The following is a 17,007-nucleotide window of genomic DNA, read 5'->3' as shown; positions in this document are numbered from 1 at the left end:
GGGGAACACCATCGGTGTCGACACCGAGCAAACTTGCAGAAGTCCGAATGCAGCGACCAAAACAAGCCACTAGGATCACACTGATAGTCCGGGTACCAGCCCGGATGCCCCTGCTTGTCTCATTTCTTCAAAATAAGAGCTGCAGCCTTTTAAGCTGCTGCTCAGGTTAAAACTACGGCGCCGGTTGAAGCCTGCGCCGTAGCATCTACGGGTACAACGGGTACAGCAGCTGAATCACACGCCGCTTGAGAGCAACATGTTACGGATGTGACCGATGGCCTTAGTCGGGTTCAGGCCTTTCGGACATACGCTGACGCAGTTCATGATCCCGCGGCAGCGGAATACGCTGAACGGATCATCCAGCGAAGCCAGACGCTCGGACGTCTTGGTATCACGGCTGTCTGCCAGGAAGCGGTACGCTTGCAGCAGGGCAGCCGGACCCAGGAACTTGTCCGGGTTCCACCAGAAGGACGGGCAGGAAGTCGAGCAGCAAGCGCACAGGATGCACTCGTACAGACCGTCCAGCTTTTCACGCTCTTCAGGGGACTGCAGACGCTCGATGGCCGGAGCCGGCGTGTCGTTCTGCAGGTATGGCTTAACCTTTTCGTATTGCTTGTAGAAGATGCTCATATCGACGACCAGGTCACGGATAACCGGCAAACCTGGCAGAGGACGAACGATCAACTTGTTACCTTTTACGACAGCAGACAGCGGCGTGACGCACGCCAGGCCGTTTTTGCCGTTGATGTTCATGCCGTCGGAACCGCAAACACCTTCACGGCAAGAGCGACGATAGGAGAAACCCTCGTCCTGCTCTTTGATCAGGGCCAGCACGTCCAGCACCATCAGGTCTTTACCACCGGTATCAACCTGGAATTCCTGCATGAACGGCGCGGCGTCCTGATCAGGGTTGTAACGATAAACGCTGACTTGCAACATGGCGGCCACCCTTAATAAGTCCGAATCTTAGGTTCAAAAGTCGGAACAGTCTTCGGCGAGAAGTTCACGGCACGCTTGGTCACGCGCTTGTCACCCGGGAAGTACAGGGTGTGGCACAGCCAGTTTTCGTCGTCACGGTCTTCGAAGTCTTCACGGGCGTGAGCACCACGGGACTCTTTACGTACTTCGGCAGCGATGGCGGTGGCTTCGGCCACTTCCAGCAGGTTCTGCAGTTCCAGCGCTTCGATACGTGCAGTGTTGAACGCCTGCGACTTATCGTTGATCTTCACGTTGGCGATGCGCTTGCGCAGGTCCGCCAGCTGGGCAATACCCTTCTGCATGTATTCGCCGGTACGGAATACACCGAAGTAGTTCTGCATGCAGTTTTGCAGCTCGCGACGCAGGGTAGCCACGTCTTCGCCTTCGGTACGCTCGTTCAGAGCGGACAGACGCGCCAGGGCAGCCTGGATGTCGGCGTCGGTGGCGTCGTCGTATTCGATACCGTCGGTCAGCGCCTTTTCCAGGTGCAGGCCGGCAGCGCGGCCGAATACCACCAGGTCGAGCAGCGAGTTGCCGCCCAGACGGTTGGCACCGTGAACCGATACGCAAGCCACTTCGCCTACTGCGAACAGGCCCGGGATGATGGCATCGACGCCATCAGCGTCCTGGGTGATCGCCTGACCGTGAATGTTGGTGGCAACGCCGCCCATCATATAGTGGCAGGTCGGAACAACCGGAACCGGAGCAACAACCGGGTCAACGTGTGCGAAAGTCTTGGACAGTTCGCAGATGCCTGGCAGACGGCTGTGCAGCACTTCCTCGCCCAAGTGGTCGAGTTTGAGCATCACGTGGTCGCCGTTCGGACCGCAACCGTTACCGGCGATGATTTCCTTAACCATCGAACGGGCAACAACGTCACGACCGGCAAGGTCTTTGGCGTTCGGAGCATAACGCTCCATGAAACGCTCGCCGTGCTTGTTGATCAGGTAACCACCTTCACCACGGCAACCTTCTGTAACCAGTACACCGGCGCCGGCGATGCCGGTCGGGTGGAACTGCCACATTTCGATGTCTTGTACCGGTACGCCGGCACGCAGCGCCATGCCAACGCCGTCACCGGTGTTGATCAGGGCGTTGGTGGTCGAAGCGTAGATACGACCTGCACCGCCGGTGGCCAATACGGTGGCCTTGGCACGGATGTAGGTGGTTTCGCCGGTTTCGATGCAGATGGCGATCACGCCGACAAACTCGCCTTCGCCGTTCTTCACCAGATCGACAGCGTAGTACTCGTTCAGGAACACGGTACCGGCTTTCAGGTTGCCCTGATAAAGGGTGTGCAGCAGAGCGTGACCGGTACGGTCGGACGCAGCGCAAGTACGCGCAGCCTGGCCGCCTTTACCGTAGTCCTTGGACTGACCGCCGAATGGACGCTGGTAGATACGACCTTGCTCGGTACGCGAGAATGGCATCCCCATGTGGTCCAGCTCGTAAACGGCAGCCGGGCCTTCCTGACACATGTATTCGATAGCGTCCTGGTCACCGATGTAGTCGGAACCCTTGACGGTATCGTACATGTGCCAGCGCCAGTCATCGTTCGGGTCAGCGGACGCGATCGCGCAGGTGATGCCGCCCTGGGCGGACACAGTGTGCGAACGGGTCGGGAAAACCTTGGTGATCACGGCGGTCTTGTGACCGCCCTGTGCCAGTTGCAGCGCTGCGCGCATGCCGGCACCGCCACCACCAATAATGATGGCGTCGAAAGAAATCGTTGGAATGTTAGCCATGACTCAGATACCCCAGAGAATCTGCACGCCCCAGACGAAGTAAGCGAACATCGCAACGCCGCATACTGCCTGGAAAAGGAAACGTATAGCCGTTGCGGACTTGCCGAACGCCATTGGCGTCAGGTAGTCGGTCGCGATGGTCCACATGCCGACCCAGGCGTGAGCGCCGAGGGCAACGAGGGCCAGGAGGCTGAAGATACGCATTCCGTTGTGGGCGAACAGTTCATGCCACTGGGCGTAGTCGAGGCCAGGGTTGGCCACGATGTATCCGATCAGGAAGATGAAGTAAGCCGCGAGAACGACCGCAGACACACGTTGCGCCATCCAGTCATAGAGGCCCGAACGCGACAGGTTCGTGACGTTAGTTACCATATCCAAACTCCTGCCAGAACGATTACCACCACGGAAACGGCGATAACGATTTTCGAGCCCAGCTTGCCGCCTTCCAGCGTCTCACCGATGCCCATGTCCATGATCAAATGGCGCACACCGGCTACCAGGTGATAAAGCAGAGCGGACAGGATGCCCCATGTCACTAGCTTGGCTAGCGGACTGGTCAGACACGCTTTCACCTGACCGAAGCCTTCCTCGGAACTCAGCGACTTGTCCAATGCATAAAGCATGATGGCAAGGCACACGAAGAGGATGACACCGGAAATTCGGTGAAGGATGGACGTGTAAGCAGTGACTGGGAGTTTGATGGTCCTTAGGTCTAGGTTTACAGGTCGTTGGCTTTTCACGGCTTTTTTTTCACACTGAAGAGCCCCTAACAATCAGGGCAAAGTTGTTGGGGAGTGCACTGGTCAGGTAACCACCACCCAGGGATGCGACCCCCAATGAAAGCAAGCCCAAAAGCCCTTGGCGGTCGGTGGCCGAGTATAGACAGTTAGGCTACTAATGACAACGCAAACACCTAACCCGAACAGCTGATTGCGCAACTGGCATAAAAGGCGTAAATGGCAGCCAATTTCGAGAAAAAAGTCCGGTTAAAGCCTTCTGGAGCAAGACTTTAGGCAAATTGACATTCGAATTTATCTCACTATAGTGGTGCGGGCCCTGCGTGGGGGGTCTGTCTGATGATTTCAAGCATAAATAGGAGGCCACATGGCTGACAAAAAAGCGCAGTTGATCATCGAGGGCGCAGCCCCCGTCGAGCTGCCCATTTTAACCGGCACCGTTGGTCCCGATGTTATCGATGTTCGGGGCCTGACGGCCACGGGCCGTTTCACCTTTGACCCAGGCTTCATGTCGACCGCCTCGTGCGAGTCGAAGATCACCTATATCGACGGCGACAACGGCATTCTGCTGCACCGCGGCTACCCGATCGAACAGCTGGCTGAAAAGTCGGACTATCTGGAAACCTGCTATCTGCTGCTCAACGGCGAACTGCCGACCGCAGAACAGAAGGCCCAGTTCGTCGGCACCGTGAAGAACCACACCATGGTTCACGAGCAGCTGAAGACCTTCTTCAACGGCTTCCGTCGTGACGCCCACCCGATGGCCGTCATGTGCGGCGTAGTCGGTGCCCTCTCGGCGTTCTACCACGACTCCCTGGACATCAATAACCCGCAGCATCGCGAAATCTCCGCGATCCGTCTGGTTGCCAAGATGCCGACCCTGGCCGCGATGGTTTACAAGTACTCCATGGGCCAACCCATGATGTACCCGCGCAACGACCTGTCGTACGCGGAAAACTTCCTGCACATGATGTTCAACACCCCGTGTGAGATCAAACCGATCAGCCCGGTGCTCGCCAAGGCCATGGACCGGATCTTCATCCTCCACGCCGACCACGAGCAGAACGCTTCGACCTCCACCGTACGCCTGGCCGGCTCTTCGGGTGCCAACCCGTTCGCCTGTATCGCCGCCGGTATCGCTGCACTGTGGGGCCCTGCCCACGGCGGTGCCAACGAAGCCGTACTGACCATGCTCGATGAAATCGGCGATGTTTCGAACATCGACAAGTTCATCGCCAAGGCCAAGGACAAGAACGATCCGTTCAAGCTGATGGGCTTCGGTCACCGCGTTTACAAAAACCGCGACCCGCGCGCCACGGTAATGAAGCAGACCTGCGACGAAGTGTTGAAGGAACTGGGCATCCAGAACGATCCGCAACTCGAACTGGCCATGCGCCTGGAAGAGATCGCCCTGACCGATCCGTACTTCATCGAACGCTCGTTGTACCCGAACGTCGACTTCTACTCGGGGATCATCCTCAAGGCGATCGGCATCCCGACCAGCATGTTCACCGTGATCTTCGCCCTGGCGCGGACCGTCGGCTGGATCTCCCACTGGAAGGAAATGCTCTCCAGCCCGTACAAGATTGGCCGTCCGCGCCAGTTGTACACCGGCTACGAGTCGCGTGATATCACCAAGCTGGAAGACCGCAAGTAAGCGCTGTCTTGCTGTAGGGTGTTGAGTTGTACCGGGAACGGCCTCTGCTTTTTATATAAAGAGCAGGAGGCCGTTTTTGTTTGTGCGCTTTGTCGCGATTGGCTCTTTGGTCGGGTACATATCCGTTTTTTCTGTAACGGCCTCTTAGGGTTCCGCCCTTACGGCGGGTCACTTTGGAAAAGCCCCAAAGTAACCAAAGGGCTCTTGCCCCTGACATTCGGTGCCTCGCTGTGGCTCGGCATTCCCTCGCTCCGGTCCTGCTCCGTGGGCCCGCCGCCATCGGCCATCCATGGCCGGCGGCGGCTAACCCGGCATCCATGCCGGGTTGCCCACTGCGCAGAACCTGCGCTCGGCCTCACGTGGGGGGGCCTGCACCGCAACAGCAACCGAGGCGGCCTACCGGCCGGCCTGTTTGCGGGGTGCGTTCGTCCGGGAGGTGCCTGGTGACTGCCAGGCTGCTATCGCGAGCAAGCTCGCTCCTACAGGGAACGCGTTCAATTGCGAATAGTTCGGCCTGCCAGCCAATACGCTAATCCACTGTAGGAGCGAGCCTGCTCGCGAAAAACGTCTGGACAACACCTTCAATCAGGCAGCACGCGTTATCGTTGACGTCCATCGCGAGCGAGCTCGCTCCTACAGGGCCGAGCGTTAGCTCGCCTGCAGCTCTTGATCTTGATCCACCCGCCCCCATCGGCAGGCTGAGTGGAGGTGTTCATCCGGGGATTGGCGCGCAGCGCCGTTCGACGCAGTCGAACTCATTGCATGTAGGTCGAAGCGAAGCCGACCGGAGGGCAATGCCCCCGGATGAATACCGCAGCGAAGGAACGCCGAGCCTTAGCAAGGGGCCGTACGTAAGGGGCGAGACCTTTGGTTACTTTGGGCTGGGCCGGCACTCCGGCGTTTGCCAAAGTGACCCGCTGTAAGAGCGGAACCATAAGTCGTCGTTACCGCAGCAATGGATATGTACGCGGTCAACAAAAGACAGGTCGGCTGTCAGGCCGCCTTCGCGAGCAGGCTCGCTCCTACAGTAAATCTGTACATCCACGAAATTCAGGTCGATCACCGCCCAATAAAAAATGCCCCGATCTCTCGACCAGGGCATTTCCATTCAACACAACTTAAACAGTCAAACCCAAACGCTTAGTGCGAAACAGCACCACTTGCACCCAGGCCAGTCTGCGAACGCACAAACTGCGGGAAGAACAACGCCCGCTCATTGTCAGCCGCAGTCGACTTGTCGGTAACCGAGAAGAACCAGATCCCGACAAAGGCAATCATCATCGAAAACAGCGCCGGGTACTCATACGGGAAGATGGCCTTCTCGTGATGCAGGATCTGCACCCAGATGGTCGGACCAAGCACCATCAGGCCCACGGCACTGACCAGCCCCATCCAGCCGCCGATCATCGCACCGCGGGTGGTCAGCTTTTTCCAGTACATGGAAAGCAGCAGCACCGGGAAGTTGCAGCTCGCCGCGATGGAGAACGCCAGGCCCACCATGAACGCAATGTTCTGGCTCTCGAACAGGATACCCAGACCAATGGCCAGCACCGCCAAGGCGATGGTGGTGATTTTCGAGACGCGAATCTCGTCCTTCTCGTTGGCCTTGCCCTTCTTGATCACGCTGGCGTACAGGTCGTGGGACACCGCCGAAGCACCGGCCAGGGTCAGACCGGCAACCACTGCCAGAATGGTCGCGAACGCCACCGCCGAGATGAAGCCCAGGAAGATACTGCCGCCCACCGCGTTGGCCAGGTGCACCGCCGCCATGTTGTTACCGCCCAGCAAGGCGCCGGCAGCGTCTTTAAAGGCCGGGTTGGTGCTGACCAGCAGGATCGCGCCGAAGCCGATGATGAAGGTCAGGATGTAGAAGTAACCAATGAAGCCGGTTGCGTACAGCACGCTTTTGCGAGCTTCCTTCGCGTCACTCACGGTGAAGAAGCGCATCAGGATGTGCGGCAGGCCAGCGGTACCGAACATCAGCGCCAGACCGAGGGAAAATGCCGAGACCGGATCCTTCACCAGGCCACCAGGGCTCATGATCGCTTCAGCTTTCGGGTGAACCTTGATCGCCTCGGAGAACAGCATATTGAAGTCGAAGTTGACGTGCTTCATCACCATCAGCGCCATGAAGGAAGCACCGGACAGCAACAGCACAGCCTTGATGATCTGCACCCAGGTGGTCGCCAGCATGCCGCCGAACAACACGTACAGGCACATCAGGATACCGACCAGGATCACCGCGACGTGGTAATCGAGACCGAACAGCAACTGGATCAGCTTGCCGGCTCCGACCATTTGCGCGATCAGGTAGAACGCCACCACCACCAGCGAACCACAAGCAGACAGCGAGCGGATCTGGGTTTGCCCCAGGCGATAGGACGCCACGTCGGCAAAGGTGTATTTACCCAGGTTACGCAGGCGTTCGGCGATCAGGAACAGAATGATCGGCCAGCCCACCAGGAAGCCGATCGAGTAGATCAGGCCGTCGTAGCCGGAGGTGAACACCAGCGCGGAAATACCCAGAAAGGACGCTGCCGACATGTAGTCACCGGCAATCGCCAGACCGTTCTGGAAACCGGTGATCTTGCCGCCGGCGGCGTAGTAGTCGGCTGCCGAATTATTACGCTTGGAAGCCCAGTAGGTGATGCACAGGGTGGCACCGACGAAGGCGACAAACATTACGATCGCGGACACGTTAAGCGGTTGTTTCTGAACGGCACCGGTCAGGGCGTCAGCTGCCCAGGCGCCAGGTGCGAAAGCTACGATGCTCAAAAGAGCCATTAGACGGCGGATCATTGCTGAGCCTCCTTGAGAATCGCATTGTTCAGGTCGTCGAACTCGCCGTTGGCGCGTCGTACGTAGACACCGGTCAGGATGAAGGCCGAGACAATCAGCCCGACACCGATCGGTATGCCCCAGGTAATCGAAGACTCAGGGCTGATTTTCGCCCCCAGCACCTGCGGCCCGTAGGCAATCAGAAGGATGAATCCGGAGTAAAGCCCTAGCATGACCGCCGAAAGAATCCAGGCGAATCGTTCCCTCTTGCTAACCAGCTCCTTGAAGCGCGGGCTGTTTTGAATCGAGAGGTAAATGCTGTCGTTCATTGTTTTTATCCTCGCAGCACAGATTTAGTTGGAACGGTATCCACTCTATGCGGCTGCGGGGCAGGTTCCAGACGACCTTAGTCTTAGAACCCCATGACGGATTCGCCAAACTCCAGCATGTACAAATAAATGTAGGAGCGAGCCTGCTCGCGATAGCGTCGTGTCAGGCGACTTCTCAGTCAACTGACAGACTGCTATCGCGAGCAGGCTCGCTCCTACAGGGTACAGCGAGGTTCCTTGTTACTTGGTCCAGGCAGCCACACGCTCAGGGTTTTTGGCGACCCAATCCTTCGCCGCGGCTTCAGGCTTGGCACCATCCTGAATCGCCAGCATCACCTGGCCGATTTCATCCTTGGATTCCCACTGGAAGTTCTTCAGGAACTTGGCCACTTCCGGCGCCTTGGCTTCCAGGCCCTTGCTGCCGATGCTGTTCACGGTTTCAGCCGCGCCGTACACGCCTTTCGGGTCTTCGAGGAAGCGCAGTTTCCACTTGGCGAACATCCAGTGCGGTACCCAGCCGGTCACGGCGATGGATTCATTCTTCTTCTCGGCACGGGTCAGCTCGGCGATCATGCCGGCGCCGGAACTGGCCTTGAGTTGATAGCCGGTCAGGTCATAGTCCTTGATTGCCTGATCGGTCTTGAGCATCACGCCTGAACCGGCGTCGATGCCGACGATGCGGTTCTTGAAGGTGTCGTCGGTTTTCAGGTCCTCGATGGACTTGGCTTTAACGTACTCCGGCACGATCAGACCGATTTTCGCATCCTTGAAGTTCGGGCCGTAGTCGACGACCTGATCCTTGTTCTTCGTCCAGTAGTCACCGTGGGTCACTGGCAGCCAGGTCGACAGCATGGCGTCGAGTTTACCTGTGGCCACGCCCTGCCACATGATCCCGGTGGCAACGGCTTGCAACTTCACGTCATAACCGAGTTTCTGCCTGATCACTTCAGCCGCCACGTTGGTCGTGGCGACACTGTCCGACCAGCCGTCGACATAACCGATAGTCACTTCCTTGCTGGCGGCACTGGCCACGGTAGAACTGATCGCCAGCACCAAAGCGGCACCTGCGCCCAAGAGTCGTCGCATCTTCATCGTTACTTCCCCGAAAGTGCTGCGCTCGACGGATGCCGAGTCGCTTAAACGTATTGTTATGGTGCACAGCGCCCCCATCACGCCCTTCACGCCCACCGCAAACTCGTTCGAACATCAGCGGAGTACTGACACTTGCGATAATCAACCTGACGCTCATGGCGACCTGCTCTGCCAGCGACCTCAAGGCATCGAGAAACGACATCAGAAAGCCATTAACCCCCAGCGCTACAAACACCCCTGCCAATCCGCCCGAACTTTGCATGACAAAATCATGCAGGCCACCAAGCACGCGACAAATGCAGGTAACATGCGCCGCTTTGTTCCCACACGGCCTGACCATGTCCGCGACTTCCCGTTTCCCTTTTGCTGCTTATCTATTCGCCTGCCTGCTCGGGCTGTTTGCCCTTGGCGGCTTCTGGTACGGCCTCGGCAAACCGGTAATTTTGCCGGACGTCGCCAGCGCAACGCACAAGTTGCAATGCGCCTCATACACCCCATTCGATAAAGACCAATCGCCGTTCGACGTGCCTTTCAACTTGCGCCCCGAGCGTATGGATGCCGACCTCGCACTGCTGTCCAAAAACTTCGAATGCATCCGCACCTATTCCATGACCGGCCTCGAAGCCCTGCCGGACCTTGCGCGCAAGCATGGCTTGAAGCTGATGATCGGCGCCTGGGTCAACAGCAACCCGGTGGACACCGAGAAAGAAGTCGACCTTCTGATCGCCTCGGCCAACGCCAACCCGGATGTGGTGAGCGCAGTGATCGTCGGCAACGAAACCCTGCTGCGCAAGGAAGTCACCGGCGCGCAATTGGCGAAGCTGATCAACAAGGTCAAGAGCCAGGTCAAACAGCCTGTCACCTACGCCGACGTCTGGGAGTTCTGGCTCAAGCATCCGGAAATCGCCCCCGCCGTGGATTTCCTGACCATTCACCTGCTGCCGTACTGGGAGGATGATCCGTCGAACATCGACGCAGCCCTGCAACATGTGGCCGACGTACGCCAGGGGTTCGGCAACAAGTTCGCGCCCAAGGATGTGCTGATCGGCGAAACCGGCTGGCCAAGCGAAGGTCGCCAGCGCGAAACCGCCCTGCCGAGCCGGGTCAACGAAGCCAGATTCATTCGCGGCTTTGTCGCCATGGCCGAGCAACAGGGTTGGCACTACAACTTGATCGAAGCCTTCGACCAGCCCTGGAAACGCGCCAGTGAAGGTGCGGTCGGTGGTTATTGGGGGCTGTTCGATGCCGATCGCCAGGACAAGGGCGTGCTGGCGGGGCCCGTGACAAACGTACCGTACTGGTCGCAGTGGCTCGCGGTGGGTGGCTTGATCTTCATCGGCACGTTGCTGCTCGGTGGCCGGGTCCGCACGACGCGTTCGGCACTGGTGCTGCCCCTGCTCGGTGCGCTGGCGGCGTGCTCGATTGGCGCCTGGGGCGACCTGGCACGAGTGACCACGCGTTTTACCAGTGAATGGCTATGGGTCGGATTGCTGACCGCTCTGAATCTGCTGGTGCTGGCCCATGCCGCACTGATATTGAGCCCTCGCAGCGGTTGGCGTGGCCGGGCTTTCAACCTGCTGGAACGCCGTGCTGGCTGGCTGGTTGCAACGACAGGGTTCGCGGCAGCGGTGATGATGCTGGAACTGGTGCTCGATCCGCGTTATCGCAGCTTCCCGAGTGTCGCGTTCATCGTGCCTGCGCTGGTGTATCTGTGCCGCCCGGTTAACGTGCCGCGCCGCGAGATTGCGTTGCTGACCTTCATCATCGGTGCCGGCATTGCGCCGCAGTTGTTCCGCGAAGGATTGCAGAACCAGCAGGCTTGGGGCTGGGCGCTGGTGAGCATGATGATGGTGGCAGCGTTGTGGCGTTGCCTTCGGGTTCGTAAGGCTTGAATCTTTAGCGACTTGATCGGCCTCTTCGCGAGCAGGCTCGCTCCCACATTTGATCTTTGTCGCACGCAAATTTTGTGTTCACTGAAGATCTACTGTGGGAGCGAGCCTGCTCGCGATGACGGACTATCAGGCGCTACGAGACTTCCTGACCAACCGCAACCCCGCAATCACCACCGCAAACACCGCCAGCGTCGTGTTGTACAAAGCCAGCGCCGGAAAACCGAACACCAGCGCCAGCACCGCGAGCCACCAGCCTGCCCTCCCTGGCACGACAAAGCCGATGATCGCCGCGCCCAGTGCAGACCAACCCAGCACCCCGAAATGAATCATCAGCCCCAGGTTCGAACGCACCTGGCATTCCCAACGACTCGCTTCATCCGCGCAAATGCCGACCCACTGCGCATCCTCCATGAAGCCATAACGCGCGCCATAACTGGCGGCCAGCCATACAGGCAGCAAAACAAGCAGCAGGATCACGGGCAGGCGGCGGGACATGTAACACTCCAATTGGCGAAAAACGGCGGCCAGCTTAATCGCACAAGAGCGTTTCGCAAGCGATAACAACTGTTAACTGGTCATTCAATCGCTGCAAAGTGTATCGTCCAGCTACTATTACTTCGAAATAAAGCCTGTTTGGTGCCGAGGCTTGGCACTTTGGCGCAAATCCGGTGGTCATAGCCTGCGAAATTCATTTGGCACCTTCTTCTAAGGGATTTAGTCATGCTCCGTTCCTTGCGCTTCGCTGCCCTGTTTGGCGGCCTTATATTGAGTGCGTCCGCACTGGCGGTCGACATTGACGCCGCCAGTTACGGCTACCCCCTGACCAATCCGTTCGAGGCGACCATCGCGACCACGCCGCCGGACCTGCGTCCGGAGTTACCCCTGGACGACGATATCGATCAGGAAGTGCGCAGCGTCACCTTGCGTCCGGAACGGGCGTTCGAATTGCCGGACAATTTCTGGGCGGTCAAGAAACTCGACTACCGCATTGCCACACAGGATCACGCCGCACCGCTGATTTTCCTGATCGCCGGCACCGGTGCGCGCTATGACAGCACCCTGAACGAATACCTGAAGAAGCTCTACTACAAAGCCGGCTACCACGTGGTGCAGTTGTCATCGCCCACCAGCTACGACTTCATGAGTGCCGCATCACGCTTCGCCACCCCGGGTGTTTCCAAGGAAGACGCCGAAGATCTGTACCGGGTAATGCAGGCCGTACGGGCACAGAACCCGAAAATGCCGGTCACCGATTACTACCTGACCGGGTACAGCCTGGGTGCACTGGATGCCGCTTTCGTCTCGCACCTGGACGAAACCCGCCGCAGCTTCAACTTCAAGAAAGTCCTGCTGCTCAACCCGCCGGTCAACCTCTACACCTCGATCACCAACCTCGACAAGCTGGTCCAGACCGAGGTCAAGGGCATCAACACCAGCACCACATTCTATGAGCTGGTACTGGACAAGCTGACCCGCTACTTCCAGCAGAAGGGCTACATCGACCTCAATGACGCCCTGCTCTACGACTTCCAGCAGTCCAAGCAGCACCTGAGCAACGAGCAGATGGCCATGCTGATCGGCACCTCGTTTCGCTTTTCGGCGGCCGACATTGCCTTCACTTCGGACCTGGTCAACCGTCGCGGCCTGATCACCCCACCCAAGTTCCCGATCACCGAGGGCACCAGCCTCACGCCATTCCTCAAGCGTGCGCTGCAATGCGACTTCGACTGCTACATCACCGAGCAAGTGATCCCGATGTGGCGCGCCCGCACCGACGGCGGCAGCCTGCTGCAACTGATTGACCAGGTGAGCCTGTATGCGCTGAAGGACTATCTGCACGAAAGCCCGAAAATCGCCGTCATGCACAACGCCGACGACGTGATCCTCGGACCTGGTGACCTGGGTTTCCTGCGCCGGACCTTCGGCGATCGCCTGACCGTTTACCCGCTGGGCGGCCATTGCGGCAACATTAACTACCGCGTCAACAGCGACGCCATGCTGGAGTTCTTCCGTGGCTAAATACCTCCTGCTTTTGGCAGCGTTACTCTGTGCAGGCGTCGCCAATGCCGACAACAGCAAAGCCAATGCCCCCGTGGTCGTCGACAGCGATGGCTTCAAGGAGCCGCTGAGCAAACTCAAATTCAACCCGGGCCTGGATCAGCGCGAGTTCGAGCGTTCGACGCTCAACGCGCTGGCCGTCTACGATCCGCTGGAGGAGTGGAACCGGCGCGTCTATCACTTCAACTACCGCTTCGACCAATGGGTGTTCCTGCCGGTGGTCAATGGTTACCGCTACGTCACCCCGAGCTTCCTGCGTACCGGTGTCAGCAACTTCTTCAACAACCTCGGCGATGTGCCGAACCTGATGAACAGCCTGCTGCAACTCAAGGGTCAGCGCTCCCTGGAAACCACTGGGCGACTGCTGCTCAACACCACCATCGGCATCGCCGGCCTGTGGGACCCGGCCACCGCCATGGGTCTGCCGCGCCAGAGCGAAGACTTCGGCCAGACTTTAGGCTTCTACGGTGTGCCGGGCGGCGCTTATTTCGTCCTGCCGATCCTCGGTCCGTCGAATCTGCGTGATACCGGTGGCCTGCTGGTGGACTACTCGGCCGAGAATGCGATCAACTTCCTCAACGTGGCCGAAGTCAGCTCCAACCATCCGGAAATCTTGATCCTGCGCGCCATCGACAAACGCCACCAGACCAGCTTCCGCTATGGCCAGATGAACTCGCCATTCGAATACGAGAAAGTGCGCTACGTGTACACCGAAGCGCGCAAGTTGCAGGTCGCCGAGTAAATCAGACGATCGCAAATAACTGTAGGAGCGAGCTTGCTCGCGATGAGGTCGTGTCAGTCACCAACGAGGTTGTCTGACACTCCGTCATCGCGAGCAGGCTCGCTCCTACATTTGCTTTGTGTTGCCTTCAGCCCTTCATGGCTTTCCAGATCTTGCTGACGGCCATCTCGCCAACCAATACCACCGCCCCCGCGATAATCCCCGCCACGCCATTGAGCAACACCGGCACGATAAACCCGCCACTTCCCGCCGCTGCGCCGACACTTTCGATCCAGTGATGCACCACCGGCACACCGTGCGTGAGGATCCCGCCGCCCACCAGGAACATCGCCGCCGTACCAATCACCGACAGGCTTTTCATCATGTACGGTGCCGCGCGCAGAATCCCGCCGCCAATGCTTTTCGCCATCTGCCCGGGTTTCTGGGTCAACCACAGGCCCAGGTCGTCGAGCTTGACGATACCCGCCACCAATCCGTACACGCCGACGGTCATGACAATGGCAATGCCCGAAAGCACGATGATTTGCTGAGTCAATGGCGCGCCGGCCACAGTACCGAGGGTGATGGCGATGATTTCCGCCGAAAGAATGAAATCGGTGCGGATAGCGCCTTTGATCTTGTCCTTCTCGAACGCCACCAGGTCGATGGCAGGATCGGCCACCGCCTCGACCAACTGCGCATGCTCGGCGACATCTTCAGCCTTGCTGTGCAGAAACTTGTGGGCGAGCTTCTCAAAACCTTCGAAACACAGATAGGCACCGCCGACCATCAACAACGGCGTGACCAGCCACGGAATGAATGCACTGATCGCCAATGCCGACGGCACCAGGATCAGTTTATTGATGAACGACCCCTTGGCGACCGCCCAGACCACCGGAATTTCCCGTTCGGCACGCACGCCGCTGACTTGCTGGGCATTGAGTGCCAGATCGTCACCGAGTACACCGGCCGTTTTCTTGGCGGCCATTTGGGTCATCAAAGACACGTCGTCCAGCACGGTCGCGATATCGTCGATCAGTACCAGCAAACTGCTTCCTGCCATGAATCGGGTTTCCTTCTGCAATGAATGCGCAGCAGCATAGCGCGACATAAGAGCCTGCGGTGCATTCTTGAGCGCCGCGCGAGGCCGGTGATACCATGCGCAACCGCCAGAACAGGCAAGGAATCACCCGGTTTATGAGCACTATCCGCGAGCGCAACAAACAACTGATCCTGCGTGCCGCCAGTGAGGAATTCGCCGACAAAGGCTTCGCTGCGACCAAAACCAGCGACATCGCAGCCAAGGCGGGATTGCCCAAGCCCAACGTCTACTACTACTTCAAGTCCAAGGAAAACCTCTACCGCGAGGTTCTGGAAAGTATCATCGAGCCCATCCTGCAGGCTTCGACACCATTCAATCCGGACGGCGAACCCGGTGAAGTACTCAGCGGCTACATTCGCTCGAAAATCCGCATCTCCCGTGACCTGCCATTCGCCTCCAAGGTGTTCGCCAGCGAAATCATGCACGGCGCCCCCCACCTGAGCAGCGATCTGGTCGAACAGCTCAATGGCCAGGCCAAACACAACATCGAGTGCATCCAGACCTGGATCGACCGCGGGCAAATCGCCCCCATCGACCCCAACCACCTGATGTTCAGCATCTGGGCCGCGACCCAGACCTACGCCGACTTCGACTGGCAAATCACCGCCATCACCGGCAAGGCCAGGCTGGATGAAGAAGATTATGAAGCGGCGGCACAGACAATTATCCGGTTGGTGCTCAAGGGGTGTGAGCCGGATTGATGGACAGCGGTGCTACCAATCGCGAGCGGGCTCACTCCTACATTTGGAATGCATTCCCCTGTAGGAGTGAGCCTGCTCGCGATCGAGACGACACGGTTTCAGCTCAAACCCAGATCGCATCCCACAACGGATAGTCGCCAAGCTTTGCCACCAGTCCAGCCCGCAACGGGTTGGCTACTACATACCGCGCCATCTTCACCAAATCCTCATCTCGCCGCAGCGCTCGGTCGTGATACCCCTGTTGCCAAAGACAGATCTTCCCGTCGACGAACCGATTCACTGCCTTAGTACTCAACGATTTGGTCTTCTGCATCAATCCACTCAGCGAACCCCGCTGCAACTCGACCAACCAATGAAAATGATCAGGCATGACGACCCACGCCAATGACTTGGCGCAACCTTGCTCCTGAGCATTACGAAATTGGTTCACGACTAATCTGCCCAAGGTGAAATCCTTGAAGACAGGTCGGCGTTCGAAGGTATTGGCTGTCAGCAGATAGATTCGATTGTGTTCGGTGTAGCGGCCGAGGCGCAGACGGTGTGAAGCAGACAGTTCAGGCATTCCCTTGCCACTCTCATGATGACGTCATGAAAAGGCTAGCCCCGGAAATGCTGGAGGGTAATGCAGACTTTTAGCTGGATGTGACTGGGAGAATGCCTTCGCGAGCAGGCTCGCTCCCACAGTGGTATTGCGGTGATCAGACATTCTGTGTCCGCCACCGCCCCTTGTGGGAGCGAGCCTGCTCGCGAAGGCGATTGATCAGAAGCTACAAATCAAGCCGCCACCCCCGCATCCGCCACCAACCCCAACGCCTCGATCGCATTGATCGCGCACTGCTCGTCGACATCCGACAGATCGCCGCTGATCCCCACCGCCCCCAGCACGTTCCCGTCCTGATCCCGAACCAGCACACCACCCGGTGCCGGCACAACGCTGCCCTGCCCCAGGCTGTTCAACGCGGCGATAAACGCCGGGCGTTGCTGGGCGTCCAGCGCCAGCAGGCGTGAACCCTTGCCCAGCGCGATGGCGCCCCAGGCTTTGCCGATGGCGACGTGCGGGCGCAGCAGGCTGGCACCGTCCTCGCGTTGCAGGGTGATCAGATGCCCGCCGGCATCCAGTACTGCGATGGTCAAGGGTGCCGCAGCGATTGCCCGCCCTGCGGTGATGGCCTCGTTGACCAGGTTGACTGCGACTTTCAAGGTTAAAGCGCTCATGG

At 58.6% G+C, this 17,007-nt stretch carries 16 protein-coding genes; 5 read left to right on the top strand and 11 right to left on the bottom strand.

Going from position 1 to position 17,007, the window contains the following annotated elements; genetic code table 11:
• Positions 1–234: 234 nt before the first annotated feature.
• Genes AC3ITA_RS08250 through sdhC form a run of 4 tightly spaced genes read right to left on the bottom strand, consistent with a single transcriptional unit; the run spans position 235 to position 3,463 of the window.
• A complete protein-coding gene (locus tag AC3ITA_RS08250; protein ID WP_095944019.1) occupies positions 235–939 on the bottom strand; it encodes a succinate dehydrogenase iron-sulfur subunit in 705 nt (234 codons plus the stop codon).
• Between the two features lie 11 nt (positions 940–950).
• Positions 951–2,723 carry a succinate dehydrogenase flavoprotein subunit gene (sdhA, locus tag AC3ITA_RS08245; protein WP_095944020.1) on the bottom strand — a complete coding sequence of 591 codons (1,773 nt, stop codon included), beginning with the start codon at positions 2,721–2,723 and terminating at the stop codon, positions 951–953.
• Positions 2,724–2,726: 3 nt separating this feature from the next.
• Positions 2,727–3,095 carry a succinate dehydrogenase, hydrophobic membrane anchor protein gene (gene sdhD, locus AC3ITA_RS08240; protein WP_056721678.1) on the bottom strand — a complete coding sequence of 123 codons (369 nt, stop codon included), beginning with the start codon at positions 3,093–3,095 and terminating at the stop codon, positions 2,727–2,729.
• Positions 3,089–3,463, bottom strand: coding sequence for a succinate dehydrogenase, cytochrome b556 subunit (sdhC, locus tag AC3ITA_RS08235; RefSeq protein ID WP_032829628.1), 375 nt, complete (start codon positions 3,461–3,463; stop codon positions 3,089–3,091). Before sdhC ends, sdhD begins: the two co-directional genes overlap by 7 nt.
• 364 nt (positions 3,464–3,827) lie before the next feature.
• Here sdhC and gltA point away from each other — a divergent pair, with 364 nt between their 5' ends.
• Entirely contained in the window at positions 3,828–5,117 is a 1,290-nt protein-coding gene (gene gltA, locus AC3ITA_RS08230; protein WP_007959044.1) for a citrate synthase, read from the top strand.
• A 1,140-nt stretch (positions 5,118–6,257) separates the two neighbouring features.
• On the opposite strand, the gene AC3ITA_RS08225 is transcribed toward gltA, so the two are convergent.
• From AC3ITA_RS08225 to AC3ITA_RS08215, 3 genes are all read right to left on the bottom strand, one after another.
• Positions 6,258–7,916 carry a cation acetate symporter gene (locus AC3ITA_RS08225; RefSeq protein WP_150673892.1) on the bottom strand — a complete coding sequence of 553 codons (1,659 nt, stop codon included), beginning with the start codon at positions 7,914–7,916 and terminating at the stop codon, positions 6,258–6,260.
• Positions 7,913–8,224: a DUF485 domain-containing protein gene (locus AC3ITA_RS08220; RefSeq protein WP_095944022.1), complete on the bottom strand. Its 312-nt coding sequence runs from the start codon at positions 8,222–8,224 to the stop codon at positions 7,913–7,915. Before AC3ITA_RS08220 ends, AC3ITA_RS08225 begins: the two co-directional genes overlap by 4 nt.
• 240 nt (positions 8,225–8,464) lie before the next feature.
• Positions 8,465–9,316 (bottom strand): glycine betaine ABC transporter substrate-binding protein, encoded by an 852-nt coding sequence (locus tag AC3ITA_RS08215; RefSeq protein WP_489279967.1) that lies wholly within the window; start codon positions 9,314–9,316, stop codon positions 8,465–8,467.
• Between the two features lie 296 nt (positions 9,317–9,612).
• Between AC3ITA_RS08215 and AC3ITA_RS08210 the strand changes: the two genes are divergently transcribed.
• Positions 9,613–11,208 (top strand): glycoside hydrolase family 17 protein, encoded by a 1,596-nt coding sequence (locus tag AC3ITA_RS08210; RefSeq protein ID WP_489279965.1) that lies wholly within the window; start codon positions 9,613–9,615, stop codon positions 11,206–11,208.
• Positions 11,209–11,334: 126 nt separating this feature from the next.
• Here AC3ITA_RS08210 and AC3ITA_RS08205 read toward each other — a convergent pair whose 3' ends face one another.
• Positions 11,335–11,703, bottom strand: a complete 369-nt coding sequence (locus tag AC3ITA_RS08205) for a hypothetical protein (RefSeq protein WP_095944025.1) — start codon at positions 11,701–11,703, stop codon at positions 11,335–11,337.
• Positions 11,704–11,928: 225 nt separating this feature from the next.
• Between AC3ITA_RS08205 and AC3ITA_RS08200 the strand changes: the two genes are divergently transcribed.
• Together AC3ITA_RS08200 and AC3ITA_RS08195 are read left to right on the top strand one after the other, a co-directional pair.
• Positions 11,929–13,227, top strand: a complete 1,299-nt coding sequence (locus tag AC3ITA_RS08200; protein WP_095944026.1) for a serine/threonine protein kinase — start codon at positions 11,929–11,931, stop codon at positions 13,225–13,227.
• A complete protein-coding gene (locus AC3ITA_RS08195; RefSeq protein ID WP_095944027.1) occupies positions 13,220–14,008 on the top strand; it encodes an MlaA family lipoprotein in 789 nt (262 codons plus the stop codon). Before AC3ITA_RS08200 ends, AC3ITA_RS08195 begins: the two co-directional genes overlap by 8 nt.
• A 127-nt stretch (positions 14,009–14,135) precedes the next feature.
• Here the strand turns inward: AC3ITA_RS08195 and AC3ITA_RS08190 are convergent, their stop codons facing one another.
• Entirely contained in the window at positions 14,136–15,050 is a 915-nt protein-coding gene (locus tag AC3ITA_RS08190) for a DUF808 domain-containing protein (protein ID WP_489279964.1), read from the bottom strand.
• A gap of 134 nt (positions 15,051–15,184) precedes the next feature.
• Between AC3ITA_RS08190 and AC3ITA_RS08185 the strand changes: the two genes are divergently transcribed.
• Complete coding sequence (locus tag AC3ITA_RS08185; protein ID WP_008020589.1) at positions 15,185–15,790, top strand: TetR/AcrR family transcriptional regulator; 606 nt, start codon at positions 15,185–15,187, stop codon at positions 15,788–15,790.
• Between the two features lie 103 nt (positions 15,791–15,893).
• On the opposite strand, the gene AC3ITA_RS08180 is transcribed toward AC3ITA_RS08185, so the two are convergent.
• Together AC3ITA_RS08180 and AC3ITA_RS08175 are read right to left on the bottom strand one after the other, a co-directional pair.
• Entirely contained in the window at positions 15,894–16,352 is a 459-nt protein-coding gene (locus AC3ITA_RS08180) for an REP-associated tyrosine transposase (RefSeq protein WP_095944029.1), read from the bottom strand.
• Between the two features lie 212 nt (positions 16,353–16,564).
• Positions 16,565–17,005, bottom strand: coding sequence for a GlcG/HbpS family heme-binding protein (locus AC3ITA_RS08175; RefSeq protein ID WP_015096201.1), 441 nt, complete (start codon positions 17,003–17,005; stop codon positions 16,565–16,567).
• Between the last annotated feature and the right edge of the window lie 2 nt (positions 17,006–17,007).

It is taken from the genome of Pseudomonas sp. GL_090 (assembly GCF_057837765.1).
Note: the sequence above shows the minus strand (reverse complement) of the source record. Positions and strands in the feature narration are given on the sequence as shown.